Origin of the sequence: Vibrio hangzhouensis (genome assembly GCF_900107935.1) — a bacterium.
Classification (GTDB): Bacteria; Pseudomonadota; Gammaproteobacteria; order Enterobacterales; family Vibrionaceae; genus Vibrio; species Vibrio hangzhouensis.
Window position 1 is genome coordinate 13,826 of record NZ_FNVG01000028.1, and the last position, 25,627, is coordinate 39,452.

Annotated in this window: 20 protein-coding genes and 1 pseudogene; 20 read left to right on the forward strand and 1 reads right to left on the reverse strand. The window is 41.9% G+C overall.

All coding sequences use genetic code 11. The annotated features are described in order from the left end of the window. The first annotated feature begins 138 nt into the window (after positions 1-138). The 8 genes and pseudogenes from C4S60_RS20040 (at position 139) to cysN (ending at position 8,302) form a co-directional block, all read left to right on the forward strand. Positions 139-831 (forward strand): transposase, encoded by a 693-nt coding sequence (locus C4S60_RS20040; RefSeq protein ID WP_103882072.1) that lies wholly within the window; start codon positions 139-141, stop codon positions 829-831. A gap of 104 nt (positions 832-935) precedes the next feature. Next, a pseudogene (locus C4S60_RS20045) lies at positions 936-1,088 on the forward strand (UDP-glucose 6-dehydrogenase); the annotation flags it as partial. A 107-nt stretch (positions 1,089-1,195) separates the two neighbouring features. Then, positions 1,196-2,077 carry a UTP--glucose-1-phosphate uridylyltransferase GalU gene (galU, locus tag C4S60_RS20050; protein WP_103882074.1) on the forward strand — a complete coding sequence of 294 codons (882 nt, stop codon included), beginning with the start codon at positions 1,196-1,198 and terminating at the stop codon, positions 2,075-2,077. A 432-nt stretch (positions 2,078-2,509) separates the two neighbouring features. Next, a complete protein-coding gene (locus tag C4S60_RS20055; RefSeq protein ID WP_103882075.1) occupies positions 2,510-4,249 on the forward strand; it encodes an SLC13 family permease in 1,740 nt (579 codons plus the stop codon). An 18-nt stretch (positions 4,250-4,267) separates the two neighbouring features. Further along, positions 4,268-5,182, forward strand: coding sequence for a sulfate adenylyltransferase subunit CysD (gene cysD / locus C4S60_RS20060; protein WP_103882076.1), 915 nt, complete (start codon positions 4,268-4,270; stop codon positions 5,180-5,182). Between the two features lie 6 nt (positions 5,183-5,188). After that, positions 5,189-5,836: an adenylyl-sulfate kinase gene (gene cysC / locus C4S60_RS20065; protein WP_103882077.1), complete on the forward strand. Its 648-nt coding sequence runs from the start codon at positions 5,189-5,191 to the stop codon at positions 5,834-5,836. Beyond that, positions 5,836-6,807 (forward strand): acetyltransferase, encoded by a 972-nt coding sequence (locus C4S60_RS20070; protein WP_103882078.1) that lies wholly within the window; start codon positions 5,836-5,838, stop codon positions 6,805-6,807. The genes cysC and C4S60_RS20070 overlap by 1 nt, the downstream gene beginning before the upstream one ends. An 85-nt stretch (positions 6,808-6,892) precedes the next feature. Next, the gene (gene cysN, locus C4S60_RS20075; RefSeq protein WP_103882079.1) at positions 6,893-8,302 is read left to right on the forward strand and encodes a sulfate adenylyltransferase subunit CysN; all 1,410 of its coding nucleotides are present in this window, start codon (positions 6,893-6,895) and stop codon (positions 8,300-8,302) included. Positions 8,303-9,834: 1,532 nt separating this feature from the next. On the opposite strand, the gene wecA is transcribed toward cysN, so the two are convergent. Then, positions 9,835-10,908 (reverse strand): UDP-N-acetylglucosamine--undecaprenyl-phosphate N-acetylglucosaminephosphotransferase, encoded by a 1,074-nt coding sequence (gene wecA, locus C4S60_RS20080; RefSeq protein ID WP_103882080.1) that lies wholly within the window; start codon positions 10,906-10,908, stop codon positions 9,835-9,837. A 488-nt stretch (positions 10,909-11,396) separates the two neighbouring features. Here wecA and C4S60_RS20085 point away from each other — a divergent pair, with 488 nt between their 5' ends. The 12 genes from C4S60_RS20085 to C4S60_RS20140 all read left to right on the forward strand — a co-directional run bounded on the left by C4S60_RS20085 (position 11,397) and on the right by C4S60_RS20140 (position 25,625). After that, complete coding sequence (locus tag C4S60_RS20085) at positions 11,397-12,749, forward strand: MBL fold metallo-hydrolase RNA specificity domain-containing protein (RefSeq protein ID WP_103882081.1); 1,353 nt, start codon at positions 11,397-11,399, stop codon at positions 12,747-12,749. Positions 12,750-13,348: 599 nt separating this feature from the next. Beyond that, positions 13,349-14,413, forward strand: coding sequence for a dTDP-glucose 4,6-dehydratase (gene rfbB / locus C4S60_RS20090; protein WP_103882082.1), 1,065 nt, complete (start codon positions 13,349-13,351; stop codon positions 14,411-14,413). Between the two features lies 1 nt (position 14,414). After that, on the forward strand, positions 14,415-15,308 hold the full coding sequence (gene rfbA, locus C4S60_RS20095) for a glucose-1-phosphate thymidylyltransferase RfbA (protein WP_103882083.1): 894 nt from the start codon (positions 14,415-14,417) through the stop codon (positions 15,306-15,308). Next, entirely contained in the window at positions 15,308-16,186 is an 879-nt protein-coding gene (gene rfbD, locus C4S60_RS20100; protein WP_103882084.1) for a dTDP-4-dehydrorhamnose reductase, read from the forward strand. The genes rfbA and rfbD overlap by 1 nt, the downstream gene beginning before the upstream one ends. After that, the gene (rfbC, locus tag C4S60_RS20105) at positions 16,186-16,740 is read left to right on the forward strand and encodes a dTDP-4-dehydrorhamnose 3,5-epimerase (RefSeq protein WP_103882085.1); all 555 of its coding nucleotides are present in this window, start codon (positions 16,186-16,188) and stop codon (positions 16,738-16,740) included. Before rfbD ends, rfbC begins: the two co-directional genes overlap by 1 nt. Positions 16,741-16,805: 65 nt before the next feature. Continuing rightward, on the forward strand, positions 16,806-17,624 hold the full coding sequence (locus C4S60_RS20110) for an ABC transporter permease (RefSeq protein WP_103882086.1): 819 nt from the start codon (positions 16,806-16,808) through the stop codon (positions 17,622-17,624). Positions 17,625-17,637: 13 nt separating this feature from the next. Then, positions 17,638-18,996: an ABC transporter ATP-binding protein gene (locus C4S60_RS20115; RefSeq protein ID WP_103882087.1), complete on the forward strand. Its 1,359-nt coding sequence runs from the start codon at positions 17,638-17,640 to the stop codon at positions 18,994-18,996. A 7-nt stretch (positions 18,997-19,003) separates the two neighbouring features. Further along, a complete protein-coding gene (locus C4S60_RS20120; RefSeq protein ID WP_103882088.1) occupies positions 19,004-20,128 on the forward strand; it encodes a sulfotransferase family protein in 1,125 nt (374 codons plus the stop codon). Between the two features lie 23 nt (positions 20,129-20,151). Beyond that, positions 20,152-22,617, forward strand: a complete 2,466-nt coding sequence (locus C4S60_RS20125; protein WP_244183152.1) for a glycosyltransferase family protein — start codon at positions 20,152-20,154, stop codon at positions 22,615-22,617. A 2-nt stretch (positions 22,618-22,619) separates the two neighbouring features. Beyond that, on the forward strand, positions 22,620-23,576 hold the full coding sequence (locus C4S60_RS20130; protein ID WP_103882089.1) for a CgeB family protein: 957 nt from the start codon (positions 22,620-22,622) through the stop codon (positions 23,574-23,576). 41 nt (positions 23,577-23,617) lie between these two features. Beyond that, on the forward strand, positions 23,618-24,511 hold the full coding sequence (locus C4S60_RS20135) for a glycosyltransferase family 2 protein (RefSeq protein ID WP_103882090.1): 894 nt from the start codon (positions 23,618-23,620) through the stop codon (positions 24,509-24,511). Next, positions 24,498-25,625: a glycosyltransferase family 4 protein gene (locus C4S60_RS20140; RefSeq protein ID WP_103882102.1), complete on the forward strand. Its 1,128-nt coding sequence runs from the start codon at positions 24,498-24,500 to the stop codon at positions 25,623-25,625. The genes C4S60_RS20135 and C4S60_RS20140 overlap by 14 nt, the downstream gene beginning before the upstream one ends. The last annotated feature ends 2 nt before the right edge of the window (positions 25,626-25,627 follow it).

A 25,627-nucleotide genomic window follows, 5' to 3' on the forward strand; every position in this document is an offset into this window, starting at 1 on the left:
TAACCCTGTTCGGTAAGCGTTACAAAAGTATGAATTCCTTCGCTACACCTCTAATCTTGGCGTTACTTTACTCGTACATTGATGTGTGTCTTTAGATAGTTAGTCAGTGAGTTTACTCTGACCCTATTTGAGATACATATGTCAAGAAAACTAAGGTACGCCCCGATTGGTATTGCACAACATGTTATTCAACGTGGCAATAACCGACAGGTTTGCTTCTGTAATGATGAGGATATGCTGGCGTATCTAGAATGGCTCAAGCAGTATGCAGATAAATATCAAGTACACATCCACGCTTGGGTTCTGATGACAAATCATGTTCATCTGCTTTGTACTCCTCATAGTCAATCTGGCGTTTCCAAAATGATGCAGTCATTAGGTCGAAGCTATGTCTACTATTTCAATAAACGCTACAAGCGGTCTGGTACGCTTTGGGAAGGGCGATTCAAATCTGCGTTGGTCGACAGTGAAAACTACCTGTTTCAACTGTACAAATATATTGAGTTGAATCCCGTTGCGGCGGGAATGGTCAATGTGGCCGCGGATTATAAATGGAGCAGTTACAAAACCAACGCACTTGGCAAGGCATCGAAATTGATAAAGCCGCATCCAAACTATTTGTTGCTTGGTAAAGATCTAAACTCAAGGCTTGAAGGTTATCGTTCACTCTTCGGTAAACCACTATCTCAAAGTGCAAGTCATACCATTAAAACAGCCACCGAGTCGAGTTTAGCGATTGGCAGTAATAGATTTCTAGAACAGATCGAAGCTTTAACTGGCCAATCATTTCGTATTCGCAACCGTGGTAGGCCATCGAGCGAGTGCGGTTAAAATCAAGCTACTAGGTAGTTAAAACCACTCGAATAGTGAAAACAGTCTCCAACGAATTGCCAAAGCAGTTCGTTCCAAAACTATCTAAGTGGTCTTATTTTACTAAAGGAAGAGAGTTCTTCCACTCAGAAGTGTTAACCGACTTGTCCGAGTTTAAGTCTCGCTCCGATGTGATTGTGTCAAATCGCATGGCGGAAGAGCTTTTAGATGTAGAAGACAAGGTCTATACCCGAGATTTGTTTAACGGTGACAAGTAAACCATAACCCAGTGGACTGAAAAGGAGCAGCGAGTATTTCTTGCTGCTCTTTTTGTATCTAACTTTGGGGCACAACAATTATTATTTTAAATACAAGAGACAACGTTATGATCAAACACTGCTTATTCCCTGCCGCAGGCTACGGCACTCGCTTTCTTCCCGCCACTAAATCCATGCCTAAAGAAATGATGCCAGTAGTCAACAAACCATTGATTGAGTACGGCGTCGAAGAGGCGATTCAGGCGGGCATGAACCATATGGCGATTGTCACCGGGCGTGGCAAGCACACCCTGATGGATCACTTCGATAAAAATTACGAACTGGAACATCAAATCAGCGGAAGCTCGAAAGAGTCGCTGCTTACCGATATTCGCTCATTGATTGATTCAGCTTCTTATACCTATATTCGTCAACGTGAAATGAAAGGGCTAGGGCATGCCATTCTCACCGGCAAAGAACTGATTGGCGACAATCCTTTTGCGGTGGTGTTGGCCGACGACCTTTGTGTTAACGAAGAGCAAGGCGTACTGGCGCAAATGGTGGCGCTGTACAACAAATTCCGCTGCTCGATTGTCGCTGTGGAAGAAGTACCAGAGACCGAAACTCATAAGTATGGCGTTATTGCTGGCGAACAGCTTAAAGATAATTTGTTCCGCGTCGATAATATGGTCGAAAAGCCAGAGTCCGGTACTGCGCCAAGTAACCTGGCCATTATCGGCCGCTATATTCTGACACCAGATATTTTCGAACATATCGAGAATACCGAGCCGGGTAAAGGCGGTGAAATCCAGATCACCGATGCCCTTTTAAAGCAGGCGCAGCAAGGCTGTGTGATGGCTTATAAGTTTAAAGGTAAGCGTTTTGATTGCGGCAGCGTTGAAGGCTATATGGAAGCGACTAACTACTGTTATCACAACCTTTACCTCAGTTCGCAAGCTGGCGACCAGAGCAAAGTAAAGCAAGACTCGAAAGCTCTGTCGGCGGCATAAAAACAATGCGTGGTGCCTGGTTGGCCTAATATCGCTCTATTACGGCATTGGCAGTATTTGCAACCATGAACTAAGAGCCCAAACAGTATCTCTTGGCCTTTATGAAATATAGAGGCCATTGGTTACTTTATTAGGGCTCACTCTATCACCCTTTAGCCTTCCAGTTGCAACTACCTGTGCGAATCTTGAATTTCGTCTATGTAAATACAGGGCATAACGCTAAGCTTAAGATGCTGTTATCCTTACTTCCTTAATGAACCCTGAGATTCCTAGGCGATATCCTAGTGACGTATATGTTTGGTGACGCGGGAGTTTTTTTGCAGAAATATCGCGCTTTCTCATAGGTCTTATGCCGTGCATGGTCATTTTGCTATTATGGAAAACTCGTATGCGGTTTTCTTAAGTTCAACCTTTTAGCTAGGAGCGTCGATCTTGCTTGATTGGTTAACGAGCCCTGCAGTTCAGGTGCTTTTTTTATTCTTTGTTACTGTCTGCGGCTTGATACGCTTTCAATCTCATTCTGAAAAAGTCTTTGGCGTGTTGTTGCTGGTGCTGTTGACAAGTTCGCTTGTGACGACAGAGCAGGTGATTCAGAGTTTCTCTAACAAAGGCTTGCTAACTTTAATGCTCTTAATGGTTTGTTCGGTTGCGCTCGAAAAAACCAAGCTACTGCGTGTTATCACCAGTTATGTAATTGGGCCAAGTTATCGCCTCACCTGGGTTCGGTTGTTTAGTTTAACGACCTTGTCGTCTGCCATATTGAACAACACCGCAGTGGTATCGACAATGTTGGCACCCATCCGCAACAATCCTTACCATAAAGCCAGTAAACTGCTTTTGCCCCTCTCGTACGCGGCGATACTAGGGGGAACGTTAACCTTAGTAGGAACGTCTACCAATTTAATCGTCAATAGCCTGGTCATCGACTTTGGCTATCCTGATTTGAAGTTCTTTGATTTTACCGCCGTGGGTCTTTGTCTGGTGCTCGGCTGCGGCGCACTGATGTTCGTATTAAGCCCGCTCTTGCCAGAACGTGGTAAAAGTCATGTTCAGATTCAGGACTATATTATCGATGCTGAAGTCTCAGTGGACTCTGACTTAGTCGGGAAAACTGTTGAACAAAATGGCCTTAGACATCTTGAGTCACTGTTTCTGGTTGAAATATTACGAAAAGGGCGCTTGATATCCCCAGTGACCCCTCAGGAGGTGATTGCGCCAAACGACCGTTTGTTGTTCAGTGGCGATGTTAAAAAGGTGACTACATTAACCCAATTTGATGGTCTTTCTTTGTTTGCCAGCAACAGCGGGCTACCTCTGGATAACCTCTCTGAAGTGGTGATAAGACCTGAGAGTCACTTAGTTGGCAAAACACTCAAGGATACGGGATTTCGTGCGCTGTTTGATGCGGCGGTGGTGGCAATCAAGCGCGACGGCAAAACGTTATCTTGTAAGTTGGGTGAGGTCTACCTGGAAGCGGGGGATTATCTGGTGTTGGCAGTAGGCGAGGACTACGCCTCTCGAAACAACATCAGAAAAAACTTCTATCTGCTTAATGAGGTTGAAACGGAGCATTGCCTTGAAGGCTGGAAAGAAAAGCTCGTAGTGGCTGGCTTTCTGGGCTCAATTTTATTGGCCGCGACAGGCATCGTCTCTCTGTTTAAGGTAATGCTGATATTGCTTGGCGTGTTTTTATTGTCAGGTTGTTTAAGCGCAAGCGAAGTACTGCAACGCTTACCTAAAAACATTTGGCTGATTATTTCATCGGCGTTGTTATTGTCTCAAGCGCTCAGCAAAAGCGGAGCCTTAGGCGGCTTAGAAACAATGGTACACTCTTATGACTATTTGTTTACCCCATTTACTGGGCTAGTTGTGGTCTATTTGTTAGCTTGGTTGATGACGGAGTTGGTCACGAACAATGCGGCAGCGGCGTTGGTGTTCCCGATTAGTATCGAGCTAGCCTCGAGCGTGTCGGCTAACCCCCAGGCGTATATCTTAGCGGTGGCGTTTGGTGCCAGTGCTAGCTTTATCAGTCCGTATGGCTATCAAACCAACTTGATGGTTTTGAATGCGGGGCAGTATAAACTGCAAGATTTTGTGAAAGTGGGCGTACCGATGTGCCTGCTTTATGGCTTGATTGTGTTGACCGCAATTCCAGCCTTTATTGGATTGTAAATTAAGGACTTTTTAGTAATGAACATCTCTCCAGAGCGTATGACTCACCTCAAGCAGCTTGAGGCAGAGTCGATATACATCATGCGCGAAGTGGCGGCTGAGTTCGATAACCCAGTAATGCTCTATTCAGTTGGTAAGGACTCGTCAGTGATGCTACACCTAGCGCAAAAAGCATTTGCGCCGGGCACTCCACCGTTTCCACTGATGCACGTGGACACAACATGGAAATTCAAAGAGATGATTGAGTTTCGTGACCACATGGCCAAGAAGCTAGGCATGAAGCTGATTGTGCATCAAAACCCTGAAGGACTGAAGATGAACATCAGCCCTTTTGTGCACGGCAGTTCACTGCATACTGATATCATGAAGACTCAAGGCCTGAAGCAAGCATTGGACAAGCATGGATTTGATGCGGCTTTTGGTGGTGCGCGTCGAGATGAAGAAAAGTCTCGAGCCAAAGAACGCGTGTATTCGTTTCGTGATGAACACCATCGATGGGATCCAAAAAACCAGCGCCCAGAGCTATGGAATATTTACAACGGTAAAGTAAATAAGGGAGAAAGCATTCGCGTCTTCCCTCTGTCAAACTGGACCGAACTGGATATCTGGCAATACATCTACCTGGAAAACATTGAAATCCCAGGCCTGTATCTGGCGGCGAAGCGTCCTGTGGTTGAGCGTGATGGCATGCTGATCATGAGAGATGACGACCGCATGGAGCTTGAAGAAGGCGAAGTGGTGGAAGAAAAGATGGTGCGTTTTCGCACTTTGGGTTGTTACCCGCTAACAGGTGCCGTTGAGTCTGAGGCGACCACGCTTCCGGAAATCATTCAAGAGATGCTTTTGACGACGACTTCAGAGCGCCAAGGCCGTGCCATCGATCACGACAGCGCCGGTTCTATGGAGAAGAAAAAACGTGAAGGTTACTTTTAATTCATTATGACGACTCCTTATCAACGTAAAGAACACGACTCAGTATCGAGTGACGTAGTCTGGCACAATTCAACGGTAACCCACGCTGATCGGGTTGCCTTAAAGCAGCAGCAGCCTGTGTGTTTATGGTTTACAGGCCTGAGTGGTTCAGGTAAGTCCACCGTGGCAAATGCGGTTGAAAGCAAATTGCTCCAGATGGGTAAACATAGCTATCTTTTAGATGGCGATAACGTGCGCCATGGCCTGAATAAAGACTTGGGCTTTTCCGACGCAGAGCGTGTTGAGAACATTCGCCGTATTGGTGAGGTTGCCAAACTGTTTGTCGATTCGGGCAACATAGTGTTAACCGCCTTTATTTCTCCATTTGAGTCAGACCGCCAGCAAGTGCGTGATTTGATGCAAGACGGAGAGTTTCTTGAAGTGTTTGTCGATACACCGCTTGATGTGTGTGAAGCACGTGATCCGAAAGGCTTATACAAGAAAGCGCGCGCGGGTGAAATCAAACACTTCACAGGCATTGATTCTGAGTACCAACAGCCAGTGAATCCTGATATTCATCTTAAGACTGAAAATCTCAGTATCGAAGCGTGTGCGGATTTTGTGGTGAGTGAGCTAGAGAAAAAAGGCTACTTGCAATTAAAGGAAGAAGCGTAATGCATTATGACGTATTTAATGGTGATGCCGATGGCATCATTGCGCTGCTGCAACTTCGCCTCGCAGAGCCGAAAGAGGCAACGTTGATTACCGGTGTGAAGCGTGACATCAAATTGCTCAGGCAAGTGGATGGCGAAAACGCCACGTCAGTAACGGCACTGGATATCTCGATGGAGAAGAACCTGCCGGAACTTGAGATCTTGCTTGATAATGGGGTGTCGGTATTTTACTGCGACCATCACCGCAGTGGTGAACTTCCGAAATCAGACAAGCTGGAAGCGTTGATCGATTTGGATGCTGAAGTATGCACTAGTTTGTTGATTAACCAAAAGCTTGGTGGTCAATACGCGAAATGGGCTGTAGCAGCGGCCTTTGGTGATAACCTGTTTGCGTCGGCGCAAAAGCTAGCGACGAAAATTGGTCTCTCCGATAGCGAAACAGAGTTCTTGAAAGAGCTTGGCATCTTAATCAACTACAACGGTTACGGAGCCTCATTACAGGACCTGCATATTGAACCGGCCGAGCTGTATCGACAGCTGAGTAAGTATGAAGACCCGCTCACTCTTCTGGATGATGATGTTTCGCCCTACCACGTGCTTAAAAAAGGCTATACCTTAGACCATGAAAAGGTCACGAGTATCGAACCGTTTCATGTTGATGCGCAGTGCATGGTATTTGAATTGCCTTGTGAAGCCTGGGCACGACGCATCAGTGGTGTGTTTGGTAATGAACTTGCAAACCAAAGCCCTGAACTCGCTCATGGCGTGCTAACGCTAAACCCTAATCTGCAAGATTACACCGTAAGTGTGCGCGCACCCTTGAATAATCGAGTGGGTGCCGATGAGGTTTGCTCGTCGTTCCCAACGGGGGGAGGGCGTAAGGCTGCTGCGGGTATCAATAAACTGCCGAAAGATGATGCAGATAAGTTCACGCAAGTGCTGAGCGACTTCTACAAGCCATCGAATAAATAATGGATGTGCGCACGCACGGATGGGTACACAACAGTATTTTTGTTTGGGCAGGTAAGCCCGAGCAAGCATAATTTAGGAGAATATTATGTCTCATAGCTCTGAACTTATTGCTACCGATATCGAAGGGTATTTAAAAGTTCATGAAAATAAAGACCTACTGCGGTTTTTGACTTGCGGTAACGTGGATGATGGTAAATCAACATTGATTGGTCGTCTGCTTTACGATTCAAAGTTGATTTATGAAGATCAGATGGCGGCGATTGAGAAAGACTCTCAAAAGTTCAACACTACCGATGAAGCATTTGATCTGGCTTTGCTAGTGGACGGTCTTCAATCCGAGCGCGAGCAAGGTATTACGATTGATGTGGCTTACCGCTACTTTTCAACTGATAAACGAAAGTTCATTATTGCTGATACTCCTGGGCATGAGCAGTATACGCGTAATATGGTGACTGGCGCGTCTACTTGTGAATTGGCTATTGTGATGGTAGATGCTCGACATGGCATTCAGACGCAAACTCGCCGTCACAGTTTCATCTGCAGTCTTCTAGGCATTAAGCACATCATTGTCGCTATCAACAAGATGGACTTGATGGAGTACAGCCAGGAGGTGTACCAGAAGATTAAAGCGGATTACCGTGAGATGGCGAAGAACTTCAACATCGACGACATTCGCTTTGTTCCAATCTCGGCGCTTAAGGGAGATAATGTAGTTACTCCAAGTGAGCACATGGATTGGTACCCAGGTGCTACTCTGATGAAACTTCTTGAGACGGTGAAAATCGACCAAGACAAAGATCTGGAACATATGCGCTTCCCAGTGCAGTATGTGAACCGTCCCAACCTAAACTTCCGAGGTTTCTGTGGCACACTTGCTTCTGGTCTAGTGCAAGTAGGCGATGAAGTGACAGCCCTGCCATCAGGTAAGCAGTCTCGCATCAAATCTATCTACACTTATGACGGTGAATTGCAAACTGCACGTCCAGGTCAAGCGATTACCATTACATTAGAAGATGAAATCGATGTGTCTCGTGGCGATATGTTGGTGCACAGTGGCCACGAACCTAGTGTGACTAACAAAATGCAAGCGCACGTCGTTTGGATGGATGAGAATCCAATGCGCACACATAAAGAGTACATCTTTAAGTTTGCGACCAAATCTTGTGCCGGTAAAGTGGTGGCGATTCCACATAAGATTGATGTGAACACTCTTGAGCAGCATGCAGAAGGCAGCGAAACTCTTGGACTAAATGAGATCGCACTTTCTGACATTGCATTAACGGACAAAATTGCAGTAGATACGTATCGTAAGCTTCCGCAAACGGGTTCATTTGTGGTGATTGACCGTCACACTAATGTCACTGTGGGTGCGGGTATGGTGGAGACTGTTATCGATGGCAATGAAGGCCAAGTAAGAGTGTACTCTCAGGCCGAGAAAGATCTGAACGCTTATGTGCGTAAGCACTTCCCAGAATGGGGCTGTGCAGAGATTTAAGTTACAACATAAATGCATGGGGTCTCTATTTTAAGAAGATAAAAGTGAATTAGCCTGAATGCAATCTGTCGGTTTCGTTTCCTTGATGTGACTAGAACTGACAGGTTGCCCCAAATCGGTTCTGCCCCATTTCTTGTTTCTAAACCCAAAAAATAACCCCGTCATCCCCTTGAAAAAGGGGATCTCATACAGCGTGATGTGAACGCAATTTACGCGACGTAGTCATTATTTTTCAAATAGCTACGCGTTTTAGGAGATCCTCACTTGCGTGAGGATGACGGCATTCTGGGAGATGTTAAAACAATGGAGACTAGATTGCTTCTGTCCAATTGTGATTTACGATACCAACAGGTCGCCTATACGATCTAGTCGTGACTAACCAGCGGATGTGTAAGATCGAGTATAAGTTACTACAGATAAAGCTTCTTAGTACGGGCCCCTAGTTACTCAGCACACGTGCTAACTCTTTAAGTGGTTAGCCCTGCTCATGCTATGTATTTCTGCCTGACGAAGTGAGTAAAATCATTGAATTCTTGATAGTTAGGCTCATCAGTATAAAACACCGTGTGGTTACCGATTTTAGTTTCAGTTTCTTGAGTCGGAAGCTTTATTGAGGCCGTTTTGTTTCCAGTTTATCGGTGTTAATCATTTACCCATTGGACAACGTCAACGACCATTAAGCGTGGCTTATTCTCTCTGACTGACTGCGTTATCCGTTTTTGCCCGCGATTCTTTAAGGCGCTGTTAATCACTTCCCTCTCCCTTACCTCGCAACTCACTCACCTTAGTGCGCCAGTGATGCCGTATCTGATTAAGCCCTTCTTCGTGAAGCCCTTCTAACTTTTGAGTCAGGGCATTGAATCAGAGTCCAGACTCAGAAACTTGGTTCAGAAAGCCGTAGTTCAACCAACTAACTCTCGTTACTCTCTTCAGGTTGATGATTGAGCAAGTCAATAAAGAACGTCTTGTGGCAGTTAGGGCAACAATACTTTCGGGAAGATTTGAATCTGTGCTTTTCCAGCCAGCTTCTTTTTATCCGTCGATGGACATGTAGCTGCTTACAGCTTGGGCAATGATATTGCATGAGACCTCCCTTTGCTCATAATGCCTAACTCCCTGTTTAGATATTTTAGTCTAATTCTTAAACTTAATGTGATACTGGTTCCATACTTGATGGCCTGCTCACAAACAAGAAAGCACTTTCAATTACCAGGAGGTAAAGAATTAATTAATATATAACCAATTGATATTGATGGGTTATATTTATATTTGGCGGTATGAGTCGGGCGAATGCTTTAAGGGTTTTCATTAAACAGGCGAGCGTAGAAAGGTGCGTCCAACTTGCGCTGAAGATTAAATGAAAATGTGACCAAGATTGCACTTCTGAACCAAGGTCACGAAACTGATAATGTATTCAATAGATAGCTTGTATCCAGAAGCCGAGTTTTGCATGATGTAGCTATTGAAAGGAACAGCCAAATCTGGCGACAATTCCCTTCAATAACTATCATGTAATCCTATGTTTTTGCAGGTTATTTGGATAACGTAAGCTCGGCTTGTTGTTGAGATCTTTCTCGTAGAAAACGAGTGATCCGCCATATGTAAGACAAGCACAGCGCGTAACCAATAAAGCAGGCAATAAACAGGTAGAACATCACGGCTTCAGGAATTTGGGCATACTCACCGTAAAGACCAAATCCTGTCAGAGACGCCGATAATGCACATATTGCCAGTAAGGTTTGTCTGGAATTGAGCCCCAGTCGTTGACAAATATGGTGCAGATGTTCGCGATCCGGTTTAAACGGAGAATCGCCGCGGCGAATTCGCCGTATCATGATGGCTGCCATATCCATCAGTGGCAGAGCGATTAACCACAGGGCAGTGACAGGACGCATTAAGGCGCTGTCAGAGTTTTGGCTGGCGCTGAGCAGTAGCCAGATAATCGAAAATCCGATCATCATGCTCCCCGCATCCCCCATAAAGACCTTGTGCTTAGGCCCAAAGAATCCGAGATTCATGCAAATGTAAGGTATGGCTGCGGCAATAAAGATAAGACAAAGTACCCCCAGTCCGGAGTGTGCTTCGTTAAACAGCACCATGGCTAATGCGCCAAAGCTGACAATGGACAGACCGCCAAGTAATCCGTCGATGCCATCTACCATATTGAAGGCATTAATGGCACCAATGACCCCAAGTACCGTGATTAGCACCGCGAACCCACCCAGCTCGGTATGGCCGAGACCAAACATATTACCCAGTGTATGCAGTTCCAGATCGGCAAAATAGATCATCGCAATCGACAGTAGCGCCTGACAGAGCATCCGAACTTTAAAGCTAATATCAAACTTATCATCAATGGCACCCAGGATGGTCAGTGCAATGATGGATGCAAGAAAGAGTGGTAGGTGGTTGATATCAAGGCCAAACATTAGCGATGTTAGCGTCACCGTTGTACAAATAGCGATACCACCGACAAGTGGAATGACTCCCTGATGTTGTTTCCGTGCATTGGGCTTATCGACGAGCCCGATGCGTTTAGCCATTCTCCGCGCACCATGAAGCGACACAAACGAAGAGGCCAAAGCAAAGCCTAGCGTTGTTAGCATGTAATACCACTGATTATTTTTTCCCTTTCCTTGCAGGGGAGCCCTGTCAGATGTTGCCTCTTATTCGGGTCAATTTTGTTATCTGACGGTACAAGAAAGAAGGGATAAGCCATATGTTGCTCATCAGTATACATAACGCCTTGTTGATATGAAGCGATTTGATTAGCAATCTGTATCTATTATAATTTGTGATTACGAAACTGAGAGCTGGTTAACATTTCGTATACGTTCTGGCTGAAATTTTTGAAGCGAAATCTGATATTTACTAAGTAAGGCCCACTGAATTCTGATAAATATCTGCTGACTTTTGGCTGCCCTTCATGGGTATTTGAGGAGGCCAAGGCCCCAAATAGTGCCAGACCCAAATAGTGCTAGATAAGTGTGATGGTTTTAGAGCCTGTGAGCTAAAAACACACCTGAACCATTGACCATGTTTCGATGATTCGATAGGTCTGTTCTGTAGTCAGGTGCCATTAACGGAGTAAATGATGCAGTTAACCCATAACGTGGAGGTGTTTCACCACGGCGGAAAACGGACCGTGACTGGTTCATGCCATGAACTGAGGATTGGTGAAGAATCCATTCTGATTGATTGTGGTCTGTATCAGGGAAGTGATGAAAAGCAACACGATCTTGCTTTACCGTTTAACCTGCAACGTATCCAGGGGATCGTGCTTACTCATGCGCATATCGATCACATAGGCAGGATCCCGTGGTTAATGGCGGCCGGATACCGAGGCCCAATTTATTGCACGCCAGCTACTGCGTATCTGGTGCCACTGATGTTATCAGACGCTCTGAAGCTTCAATCCGGCCTGAGCGGCGCACAGATTGATATATGTATTGAGTTAGTCAGTAAACACTTACGTCCCATTGCCTATAGCACTTGGGTACCCATTAAATCATGTCGCAACGATTACTTCAGCTACGTCAGGCTCAACCCTGCCGGGCACATATTAGGAAGTGCTTACGCGGAATTTAAGTTGCCCAACAATGAAATAGCGGTATTTTCAGGCGACCTGGGGCCAAGTCAAACCCCGTTGCTTCCCGACCCAGTTTCACCCCAACGCGCTGACTACCTGTTCTTAGAGTCGACATATGGAGACAAACAACATGAATCCATCGATCAGCGCAGTGAGCGTTTACTCACTATTATCAATCGCAGCCTGAGAGACGGTGGTGCCATTGTTGTTCCTGCCTTCAGCGTCGGGCGTACTCAAGAGTTACTGTTCGATATTGAGTCGCTGCTGCATCAACATAAACTGACCTCCAGGCTGCCGATCATTATAGACTCGCCGATGGCGGCGAAAGTAACCAAAGCGTATCGCCGCTATCGAAAGTTGTGGGCGCAGGAAGCTCAGCATAAACTGCAGCAGGGGCGAAGGCCATTAGACTTTTCCCAGTGCATCGTCGTCGAAAGCCATCGCGAGCACAAACGGATCGTCAACCGACTGGCTTCAACCGGAGAGGCGGCGATTGTTGTGTCGGCGTCGGGTATGTGCCAGGGCGGGCGAGTGATGGAATATTTGAAAGCATTATTGCCGGACAAACGAACCGATATCCTTTTTTGTGGTTATCAGGCTGAAGGGACGCTGGGCCGAGATATCCAGCAAGGCAAAGATGAGGTCTGGATTGATGGCAAAACCATAAAAATCAACGCAAGCGTACATTCAATATCAGGGTATTCTGCACATGCCGACCGAAGTGATCTCATCAAGTTTGTAGAAGGTTGCCAACCGCATCTCAAGCAGCTTCATCTGATTCATGGAGAAGATAGCGCCCGGCAAAACCTTGCGGCACAACTCAAGGTTCTCTATCCGAGTTGTGATGTTGTGGCGTGAAGATGATACAGTGAATTTGGTCAAATTATGGGTATTGATTAACGCGTAGGGAAAGGTGTTGCAAGGTTCACGGGTTGATTGGTTTTTTGTGGTGTGATCTGCAAAGCTTATGTCAGGGGTTTGTAAATTTGATACACCTCAAAGTTTTATGAAACTAGATGTTACAGGTTAAAGTTTCCCTTTTATTTTAAGTATACATAGTAAACAATGCCGCTCATTCAAGGAAAAGGATTGTGAAGAAGAGCACATAAGTGCCGTTCACAGAGAAAGAAAACTCAAGAGATAAAGCAGACTTAGATGGATGTAGCTTTAGAACTTGAGATGACGTTGGTTGTCGCAGTAGGTTTTATAGTCCCCTCTCTTCTTTATATCGAATCACGATGTTCGACTTATGGCGCATGCGTGCCCGTTAAGTTGGCGTATTTCGTGCTCTCGTGCTCTCGTGTTTTCGTGCTCTCGCACCACCGTAAGGTTTCCTATATAATCACCGCAAATTATCTTTATGGGGATTGCTCCCTTTAGAGTCAGATAAATTGATCGACCAGCTTTTGAGGGCTTGACTCAAGGGCGGTAGCATATAAAAAATAAAGGAACGTTAGATGAAGCTACTTGTAACAGGCGGCGCAGGGTTTATAGGCTCAGCGGTTGTTCGCCATATAATCAACGACACCAATGACTCAGTGGTAAACATTGATTCACTGACTTATGCCGGTAACCTAGAGTCACTTGAAGAGATTGACTCCAATGAGCGTTATGCATTTGAGCAAGTCGATATTTGTGACCGCGCAGCACTAGATCGTGTGTTTGCAGAGCACAAACCCGATGCGGTCATGCATTTGGCGGCTGAGTCTCATGTTGATCGATCGATTGATGGTCCTGCTGCTTTCATCGAAACGAATATTGTCGGTACCTACAATTTACTCGAGGCTGCTCGAGCCTATTGGAATAATCTGGATAAAGATAAACAGCAAGTATTCCGCTTTCATCACATTTCTACTGATGAAGTATATGGTGACCTTGAAGGCACCGATGACCTGTTCACTGAAGAAACTTCTTATGAGCCGTCCTCTCCTTACTCTGCATCAAAGGCGTCAAGCGACCACTTAGTAAGGGCATGGTTGAGAACATATGGTCTTCCTACCATCGTGACTAACTGCTCAAACAACTATGGTCCATATCACTTCCCGGAGAAGTTGATTCCCCTCATGATTCTGAATGCTTTGGACGGAAAGTCGTTACCAGTTTACGGTGACGGCATGCAGATCCGTGACTGGCTGTTTGTAGAAGATCACGCTAGAGCACTATATAAAGTGGTTACAGAAGGTGTGGTAGGAGAAACCTATAATATTGGTGGCCATAACGAGAAAGCGAACATCGAAGTCGTCAAGACTATCTGTGCATTGCTAGAAGAGTTGGTTCCGAACAAACCGGAAGGTGTAAACGCCTATGAAGAGCTGATCACTTACGTGACAGACCGCCCAGGCCACGATGTGCGCTATGCGATTGACGCATCTAAGATTGAGCGTGAATTGGGATGGAAACCAGAAGAAACCTTCGAATCAGGTATTCGTAAAACCGTCGAGTGGTATTTGAACAACAAACCTTGGTGGAGTCGTGTGCTTGATGGCTCATACAGCTTAGAGCGTTTAGGGGCAGAAAAGTAATATGAAAGGAATCGTATTGGCTGGTGGGTCTGGTACCCGCCTTTATCCGCTGACACGCGGGACTTCTAAACAACTACTTCCAATCTACGATAAACCAATGGTTTATTATCCGATCTCTACGCTGATGCTGGCAGGCATTCGCGACATTTTGATCATTACAACACCTGAAGACCAGGCTGGTTTCCAGCGACTACTGGGTGATGGTAGTGATTATGGCATTAACCTAGAGTATGCCATTCAGCCTAGTCCGGATGGCCTTGCTCAGGCATTCATCATTGGTGAAGAGTTCATTGGTGATGATTCAGTTTGTCTAGTTCTTGGAGACAATATCTTCTACGGCCAGGCGTTCAGTAAACAGCTACAAAATGCTCGGGAATTAACAGAGCAAGGCTTAGCTACAGTATTTGGCTACAAAGTAAAAGATCCGGAGCGATTTGGTGTGGTCGAGTTTGACGCAGATATGAAAGCACTCTCCATCGAAGAGAAACCAAAACAGCCAAAATCAGACTATGCCGTTACTGGTCTTTATTTTTATGACAATCGTGTTGTTGAGCTTGCGAAACAAGTTAAACCTTCAGAGCGCGGTGAGCTAGAAATTACCACGCTGAACGAGATGTATCTCAATGATGGCTCGTTAAATGTGGAGTTGCTAGGTCGTGGCTTTGCGTGGTTGGATACTGGTACTCATGAGAGCCTCCACGAAGCTTCCTCTTTTGTTCAAACGATTGAACATGTCCAAGGGTTAAAGGTGGCATGTTTAGAGGAGATCGCTTGGCAAAACCAATGGCTGTCTGATGAAGCCTTGAGTGATATAGCCGAGCCCATGCTTAAAAATGAGTATGGTCAGTATTTGATGAGACTGATTGAAGACAAGCGCAAAAGAGTGAATAAATAATGAAAGTATTGATTACAGGCAGCCATGGACAAGTTGGTCACTGCCTGGTAGAGCGTTTAAATAAGCGTGAAGATATCGATGTTGTTGCTTATGACCGTGACGTGCTTGATATCACCAATAAAGAGCAAGTTCAGGCTGTAATCGCTGAGTTGATGCCAAATGTAATAATTAATGCCGCTGCGCATACGGCTGTTGATAAAGCTGAAAGTGATGTCGAACCTAGCTTCGCTATCAATCGTGATGGCCCAATGAACCTTGCGATGGCCGCAGAGAGTGTAGGCGCGTTATTACTCCACATTTCAACAGACTATGTCTTTGATGGAAGTAAAACTGAACCTTATTCAGAGTCTGACACGACAGGGCCACAGGGTGTATACGGCAAGAGTAAGTTAGCGGGTGAGTTAGCGGTTCAGGAGCATTGCTCGAAATATGCCATTTTGCGTACTGCATGGGTATTTGGTGAGCATGGAAACAACTTTGTGAAAACGATGCTGAGGTTGGGTGCCGACAGACCGGAATTAGGGATCATCGGTGATCAATTTGGTGGTCCAACTTATGCTGGCGACATCGCTGATGCGCTTATTACAATGATGGATAAATTTGCTGTTGCTGATAATGATCTTTCGGGGGTTTATCACTATTCCGGTGCTCCTCATGTGAGTTGGTACGAGTTCGCTAAAGAAATATTCTTTGCTGCGGATAAATATAGTGTTTTGAAAAGTACGCCATTGGTCAATGAAATCACTGCAGACCAATACCCACTACCAGCGCCTAGACCTGCTAACTCAAGATTAAATTGCAGCAAAATCGAGTCTGTATTTGGAATTGTCCCAAGTGACTGGAAGTTAGCATTGAACAATATTGCGGAATACAAATAATGAAAGTAATTGATACCAAAATCCCAGACGTAAAAATCATTGAACCACAAGTTTTTGGCGATGAACGTGGTTTCTTCATGGAAACTTGGCAGCAAAAGAAATTTGAAGAGCTGGTTACTGGTGGCAAGCCGACCACATTTGTTCAAGACAATCACTCTAAATCTAAGAAAGGTATTCTGCGAGGTCTACATTATCAGACGGAAAACACGCAAGGTAAGTTAGTTCGAGTTGTATCAGGTGAAGTTTTTGATGTGGCTGTGGACGTTCGTAAGGATTCGCCAACACTTGGTCAGTGGGTTGGCGTATATCTTTCTGCAGAAAATAAACGACAACTATGGGTGCCAGAAGGCTTTGCGCATGGTTTTTACGTGACGAGTGAAGAAGCGGAGTTTGTATACAAGTGTACAGATTATTATAACCCAACAGCAGAACACTCTATTGTGTGGGATGATTCCGAGTTAGCTATTGAATGGCCCATCGAGGAAGGGGGTCAACCTTCACTTTCAGCGAAAGATGCAGATGGCTTATCATTGTCAAAAGCGGTGAAGCTGTAAAAATCATATGGTGCGCCCACTGATATGTTACTAAGGGAGCACACAGATGTTGCTAGGATATATTGATGTTTAATGTTGTAAAAATACTAGTGCAGCCATTTAGTCTTTTTATTCATAATAAAGACTTAATTCTAAGTATGACTAAGAAAGATGTAATTGGTCGATATAGGGGTTCTGTACTAGGTATTTTTTGGAGTTTTTGTACTCCACTTTTCATGCTCGGTTTATATACTTTCTTTTTTAGGTTTGTCTTCAAGGCTAAATGGCCAGATGTTGGTGATACAACTGCAGATTATGCAGTTATGCTCTTCGCAGGTTTGGTCATTCATGCGATGGCAGCTGATATGATAGGCAGATCTGCTGGAGTAATTGTTGGAAATGTAAATCTAGTTAAGAAAGTGGTTTTTCCAATAGCGGTTCTTCCTTGGGTAACACTCCTATCAAGCTTGTTCCATTTATTAGTTAGCATGATCGTTTTAATTATGTTCTTTTTAGTAAGTGGTGGAAGTATACAGTGGACTTTAATACTATTCCCAATAGTCATTTTGCCAATGGTTTTTATGTTTATGGGAGTTGCTTGGTTTTTTGCTGCTCTTGGAGCTTATCTTCGTGATATAGAACAAATCATGGGTACTTTGATTACCTTTCTGTTGTTTACTAGTACTGTGTTTTTCTCGATAGATCACGCTCCAAGTGCAATTAAACCTATTTTACTACTTAATCCTATTACCCAAATAATCAATGACTTGAGAAATATTCTTGTCTATGGATTTTTGCCGGACTTTTCAAGTTTGTCAATATATTTTGGCTTCGCTTTAGTTAGCTTTTATTTAGGTTACATGTTTTTCCAAAAAGTCCAAAAAGGCTTTTCTGATGTTTTATAAGGGATGCTAAATAATGAGCGAAACTGTTATTAAATTAGATGGTATCTCAAAAAGTTTTCATATATATGATAAGCCTATTGACCGTTTGCTAGAAAACTTTTTTTCTAAGTCACAGCGACATCGAAAATTTGAAGCTTTGAAGAATGTCTCATTTGAGATTAAAAAAGGTGAAACTGTTGGCTTAGTGGGTGCAAATGGTGCGGGCAAGTCAACTTTACTTCAAATAATCTGTGGAACTTTGACGCAAACATCAGGAGAGTTGGGTGTTTCTGGGCGAATTTCTGCGCTATTGGAGTTAGGGTCTGGGTTTAATCCAGAATTTACAGGAAGAGAGAATATTTATTTCTTTGCGGCAATGCAAGGTATGAAGAAAACCGAAATTGAGCGTAAGATAAATGATATTTTGTCGTTTGCTGATATTGGTGAATTTGTAGACCAACCAGTAAAGACATACTCTAGTGGCATGTATGTAAGGTTGGCATTTGCAGCTGCAATTCATGTTGAGCCAGACATTTTAGTGGTTGATGAAGCACTAGCCGTTGGTGATGAGGCTTTTCAAAATAAATGTTATTCAAGAATTAATGCTCTAAGAGATTCGGGGGTAACTGTACTTTTTGTTACACACTCACCGCAAACAGTTATGTCGCTATGTGATAGAGCGATGTTGTTTGATCATGGTGAACTACTTTTGGATGACAATCCAAAGGATGTCATATCATGCTATCAGAAGCTTCTTTATGCTCCGGATGAAAAAAAGAGTTTATTACGTAGTTTATTGTTAAGTGAAGGTGCATCTGCATTAAAGTCTGACTCAAAAGTTCAGAAACAAAGGGCACAAGGCAACGATAAAAGAGATAAAAGGGACGAAGCTAGTTTAAATGACAATGATGAGTATTTTGAAGAAGGGTTAAAATCTCAACCTGTTGTGTATGAAAGTGACGGAGCAGAAATACTAAATCCTCACATTACAACTTTGGATGGAGATAAAGTTAATGTTTTAATCCGAGGAAAGGAATATAAATATAATTATAATGTTAAATTCTCTTCCTCAGTTACCATGGTAAGGTTTGCAATGGTAATTAAAATGTTGAATGGTACTGAATTGGGGGGGTACATTAGCTCTCATGATGCCTACTCAGGAATAGATAGTATCAGTTCAGGTGTAGAATATACCACTTCATTTAAGTTCAAAGCGAGTTTGAACCCGGGAGTGTATGCGCTAAATGCAGGTGTGCGTGGAATAAATCAAGGGGATGAGGATTTTCTTGCGAGAGTATTAGATACCTACCTATTTAGAGTATTACCTGTCAAAGAGCAGTGTGAAACGTGTTATATAGATTTTAACGTAGAACAATCACATTCAATCAATTGAGACCTTTATGAAAACAGTGATAGTTTTGGGTATGCATCGGAGTGGAACTAGCTCCGTTGCACGAGCTTTGAGTACTATGGGCATAGAGCTTGGTGATAACCTTTTAGACGCAAAACAAGATAATCTAAAGGGATTTTGGGAAGATAATACTCTTTTGGAGATAAATGAGTCGATTCTAAAACTAAATGGAAAGAATTGGGATTCATTTGGACCGATAAACACGCCTTTACCTGATAAGGAGCTACTTAAAGCTACGAAATACTTATGCGCACAACATGAAGTTCATGACACTTGGGGCTTTAAAGATCCCCGTTCTATGAGACTCATATCTTTCTGGGAAGCTGTTTCAAAAAGAGTTAATTCAGAGCTGCAGTATTGCCTTGTTATTCGAAATCCCTTGAGTGTGATTGATTCATTAAAAAAGAGGAATTCTTTTAATGAAAGGAAATCGGCACTTTTATGGTATGCTTATTATATGGACGCGCTGAGTTCATTAAAAGGTCAGAAGTTGGTCGTAATCGATTATGATACTCTAATGATGAATCCTAGAGATGAAATGCTCAGGGTGTCCTCTGCTCTTGATAAAAAAGAAAGACTGAACACTGATGAACTAAATGAGTATTGCCAAGGTTTTATTGATAGCAGTTTAAGACATTCAAAATATACTTTGAATGACCTTGATAATAGTGATTCTGTTTCAGAAAAAACAAAGGAGCTTTATAAATTCTTGTTGGAGATTTCTAGAGATGAGCTTATAGCACTTCCAAAAGACTATAATAAGAACATTGATGATTGGTCATTTGTTAACAATAATTTTCCTGAAGTATTTGAGCTAATTAATGAATTGGCCAAATCAAGTGAAGAGCTCTTGACTGATTATGCGTATAGCTCAGAAAGACTAGAGATCGCTTTAAAACATGTTGAACACACCTTATCCGAAAGAGACTCAGCGTTAAATGAACGTGATATTGAGCTTCAACGTCATCAAATGGCATTAGAATGTATCGCATCTTACAAATCTGATGTAGAGCTTTTATCAAGTAAGTGTCTTGCTCTGGAAAAAGAGTTGGAAGCGATAAAATCAAAAGAAAACTCATCCCTCATAGGGAAAATAAAGAATTTTCTAAAATAAATCTTAGCGGAGAAAATATATTGATGAAGTGGAAAATTCTTCTTTTAGACACAAAAAAGCAAAATCCTAATCATTACCTAATACTAGGTGTGTACAATGCATTAAAGCAGAATAAAGATGTAGATTTGGTCATCATGGCTGATTATTCTGATGCAATAACTAAAGCTAGAGATAACACTTGTAACTTATTTTTTGCGTTCGATGGTGAACAGTTAGAGCCTGCTTTTTGTGAGCGATTGAAGAACATTTGTGGAAGAAGTATTGTTTGGAATGTTGAAGACCCTTATGAGATTCCAATCAATAGGCAAAATGCAAATCTTTTTGATTTGGTTTTTACAAATGATAAAGATAGTGTATCTGAATATGGATCTCACGCAAGACACTTACCACTGGCTGCATGTGAGACACTTCATGACTTCGAAATAATTGATGATAACTACCGTTACGATTTATTCTTTGCTGGTACAGCGTGGCCTAACCGTGTCAGTTTACTAAAGTCAATTGAAAATGAAATTGAAGATATAAAATTCAAATTAGCCTTGCCAACAAATGAGCATTTACCAAAAATTAATCTTGATTTGGATAAAAGTGCGTACAATTGGCGAACACCAAACAGCGAGTTTGCTCGTTTTTCAAATCGTAGTGCAATTGTCTTATCTCTTCACCGACAGTTTACGGCCTCGGAGGGAAGAGCAGAGGCAGGTACGCCTGGCCCTAGATTGTTTGAGGTGGCAATGGCAGGTGGATTTCAGTTGGTGGATAGAAATATTCCAGGTATAGCTGATTACTTTATTGAGGGCGAAGATTATGCAGCATTCTCTTCTCCACAGGAGTGTATTGAAAAGATAAAGTACTACCTTACTAATCCCACAGAAAGATTGGCTATCGCGAGATCTTCTCAAAATAAAGTTAGAGAGAGTCATACTTACCATAATCGTATTCAGTACATCTTAGAGCAGTTATCAAGTGTTGCTTTAAGTGATGAAAAGTCATCAAAGCCAATCAAAACAATACTTGTTGTCGCACATAATGTAGTTACGAGTACACCCTACGGTGGTGTTGAGATTTATCTAGATTTAATGAAAGATAAATACAATGAAGACGAATTTAGAGTACTTTACTATGTTCCTAACCTCAAGTCTGAAGAAGGTAAAGAATACCTAATTTTAGATTCTGAATATAATAAAATAGATAAAGTGTCATTCCCTAATAAACTACCTACGACAAGTGAGCACATGCTTAGCTGCGAGCAGCGTGAAAAAACTTTTGGTGTACTGCTAAACAAATATAATGTTGACTTGGTGCATTATCAACATTTAATCAGACATGTTCCTTCATTACCGTTTATTTCTAAAGCACTTGGTATACCAAGCATTTTCTCTGTACATGACTATTTCCCAATAACTCATAGATTCAACTTAATAGATCAAACAGGGCGCTATCGTCCTGAAACATTTAAGTCTGTAAGAAATACTGATATTTGTTTATCTGAAATTGAGAATATTGAAAGAGGCTCGCAATCTCGTCGTATTGCTTTTTGGTCTCAGCTGTTAAAAACATTCGATGTAATTCATACAAACTCTCAATCAACAAGAGATCATCTACTAGATGTTTATCCGAACTTAAATCGGGATAAAATTGTTACTAGAGGCATACCTTGTAGTGATGATGCTTTTATTGAAAAGATAGAAGCTGCTAGTCAGTTTGATGAAATGTTTGAAGTGTTAGTTTTAGGCAACTTTACCCGTGTAAAAGGTGCTGATACATTATTACGTGTATTTAATGAAACAAGAAATTCAAACTTACGATTCCATGTCTATGGACAAATTGCACCTGAGTTTTTGGATGCAATACATAGTCTAGACTTTAAACATGTTGTATTTCATGGTGAATATCAATATACAGATTTGCCAGAAATACTAAAGAATAAACATGTGTCTTTACATCTATCAATTTGGCCTGAAACCTACTGCATTACTTTATCTGAAGTATGGCGTGCCGGTATCGTGCCTATTGTTACCGATGTTGGTGCACTTGCTGAAAGAGTCACTGATAATATAGGCTTTAAGGTTGGTATTGATGATGTAGGCGCGGTGGTTGATGTTATTGAACAATTAAATTATGATAGGATATCTTGGAAGAATATCCAAACTAATATTCTAAATGAGCAATTACATGAATCAGTCAATGGGCATAAAGACTGGTTGCACACGCTTTATCAAGAGCTGATAACTACTCGGCCACAAAAAAACATCATTAATGTTGAAAGTAATATTGATCTTGTGACATGTGGTGTTAAGTTAAATTCCATTTTTTGGGCTTCTTTACAAAATCAACCTGTTATTTTGCACATGCCCTCTGTCGCAAGAAGAATTCCTAAGCATCCTATTCACTTATCTAAGTTCATAATAAATCAGGTGAAAACGAGGGGGATTAAAGTGACTCTTCAAAAGATTATTAAGAACATGAAAATTAAGGCCGGTATATAATTATGAGTATGAATGTTATTCTTACTGGTGCGTCTCCGGATTCGATAAACCACAATTCGGTTATGCGTAATTACGTATATGATGGCTTTGTTAGTTTATTATCAAAAGAACAAGTCACTAATGTTCCTCTTCAGAGTTGTGCTAAATCAATATTGAACCAACCTGCTGACTTTGTTCTCGTATTTGGGTCTTGTATGCCGGATAGCTGTGAGTACGGTGCAATAAAACATGCATGCGCGCAAACAGGAGCAAAATTGATTTTTTGGCTTCATGACGATCCATATGAGCAGGATTTTAATTTCAAAATCTTAGATATTGCCGATATTGTATTTAGTAATGATAAGTGGGCCTCAAAATTCTATTATCATGACAATACTTTTCATCTGCCTATGGCGGCATCGAAAAATGCTCACTTTGTTGAGATCACTAATAAGTGGGACCATGATTTATTTTTTTGTGGTGTAGCGTTTGAAAATAGAGTTAGCTTGCTTCGTGATTTAAAAAAGTTTCTTTCATCGAAGAATTGTAATATTTCTGGTGCCGAATGGCCTGCTGATTTATCATTTTGCAAAAATGAACGGATAAATAACTTAGAATTACCTAATTTTATTGCGAACTCAAAGTTCACATTAAACGTTGGTCGCCATCTCAGCCTTGGTAACGATAGGTTTAAGTTAGATCCTTCAACACCTGGTCCTAGAACGTTTGAAGCAGCCATGGCTGGTAGTGTGCAGTTATATTATGTTGAATCACTCGAAATTGAAGAATATTATAAACCGGATAATGAGATACTACTTTTTGATAATGCTAAACAACTTGAGCAACTTTTTGAGGAATATGTTGATGATCCTGAAAAACTGATTTCTATAGCAAGAAATGCTCAAGAAAGAACATTGAATGATCATCAATATAAGAATAGGTGTGCAGTTATAATAGAGAAATTTTTAGCGCTTAATTAATTTTTTGGGCATGTTCATATACCCATAATTTGGCTTTATGTATGAATGATAATACTAATGTTGCAGCAGTAATTGTAACATATCACCCAGACTTGAGTGAACTTGAGAAACTGATTCAGGTTTTGATATGTCAAGTAGGAAAAATATATATAGTAGACAATGGTTCTTCTACTGACTTGAGGCATTTGGTTTGTTCAAATATTACTTTGAGTGAGCTAAATGAAAATATGGGTATCGCTTACGCTCAAAATATTGGCATATCAAAAGCTAAGAGTGATGAATTTAAAGATGTTATTCTTTTTGATCAAGATAGTTTGCCTTCATTAAGTCTTGTTTCTGATCTATTATTCACTAGAGAACGTGCTAGGTCTTCAGGTTGCTCTGTTGGAGCGGTAGGTCCAGTGCATATCGATACTGACAGTAGAGCTCCTGGTTTATTTATAGCCACAAGAAATAATAAACTGCATAAGATTAACCCTAACAATTCAAAGCAAGATTTTTTTGAATGTGATTTTCTCATTGCCTCCGGTTGTTTAATATCAATGGATATATTAGATAGAATTGGTTTGATGGAAGAGGGCTTGTTTATTGATTGTGTCGATATGGAATGGGGGTTTCGTTTAAAAAACTATAATTATAGCTGTGTAGTAGCTAAAAATGCGAAGATGTATCATAAAATAGGAGATAAGCCTTTAATTGTCTTTGGTAGATATCTGACCATACATTCACCTTTAAGGCATTATTATTTCTATCGTAATTTTCATTTGCTTCGTCATAGAGACTATATCCCTTCACCTTGGAAGAAATACGTATTAATTAAGTCAACTCTTCAAGCTTTGGTTTTCTCTACTTTACTCCCGAATCGATATGAACACTTCAAAAAGATTATGCAAGGCATTTGTGATGCACGACGAGGTAAGTATGGAAAGTACTAAAAAGCTTGTATTCGTGATTAATGTAGATTGGTACTTTAAACTGCATTGGGTTGAAAGAGCAAGTTATTTTCGCTCTAAGGGATATGAGGTTCATATTATAACCAAGTTTACAGATAATGAGAGTTTAAGATACTTTTCTTCACTTGGTTTTGTTTGTCACTCGCTGAGATTTGCACGTAAAAGTATCAACCCTTTTTCTGAAATAAGCAGTATATTTTCTTTGTATCATGAGATAAAAAAAATACAACCAACCTTAGTTCATTGTGTTACAGTTAAGCCTAACCTCTATTGTGGTATATTAAATCGTCTTTTTTTAAAGAGGCCAATAATTTTTAGTGTCACAGGTCTAGGTATCATTTTTAGTTCGAATCATTTTAAGTTTCGAATGATTAGACGTTTGGTTACCTTGCTTTACCGGTTTGTATCAACTCCGAAATCATACTTTATATTTGAAAATTCTGATGACTACAAGTGTTTTATTGACAAAAAGGTTGTGAAAAATAATGGCACTGTGATCAAAGGTGCCGGCATAGATCTTAATAAATTCAGTCCCTCTCCCTTTCCAAACAACCAGTCGGTTTTATTCGCGGCCCGTTTACTAAAAGAAAAAGGACTGGATCAATTAATTGAGGCACGGAAAATTCTAAAAAAAGAGGGTGTCGATTTCACCATAAAAGTTGCCGGCATTGTTGATACTGACGTTTCCTCCGCAATCTCCTTGAATCAAATTGAGCAATGGAGTTCAGAAGGATTAATAGAATGGCTAGGTAGTGTGATTAATATGCCTGCACTTATTGCTGAAAGTGACATAGTGTGTCTGCCTACAGTTTATGGTGAAGGTGTTCCAAGAATATTAATAGAAGCTGCGTCATGCGAAAGAGCTATTGTAGCTACGGATGTTGTAGGTTGTCGTGAAATCGTCAGTAACCATGTCAACGGTATATTATGCAAACCTAATGACAGTGAATCGCTTGCTTCTGCGCTAAAGTACCTATTGGCAGAACCTGTCCAGACCAAGGCATTTGGAATAAATGGTCGAAAGCTAGTTGAAGAGCAGTTTTCTCAACATATTGTATTTGGCAAAACAGAAGCCGTTTATTTGAAAATTTCTTAATA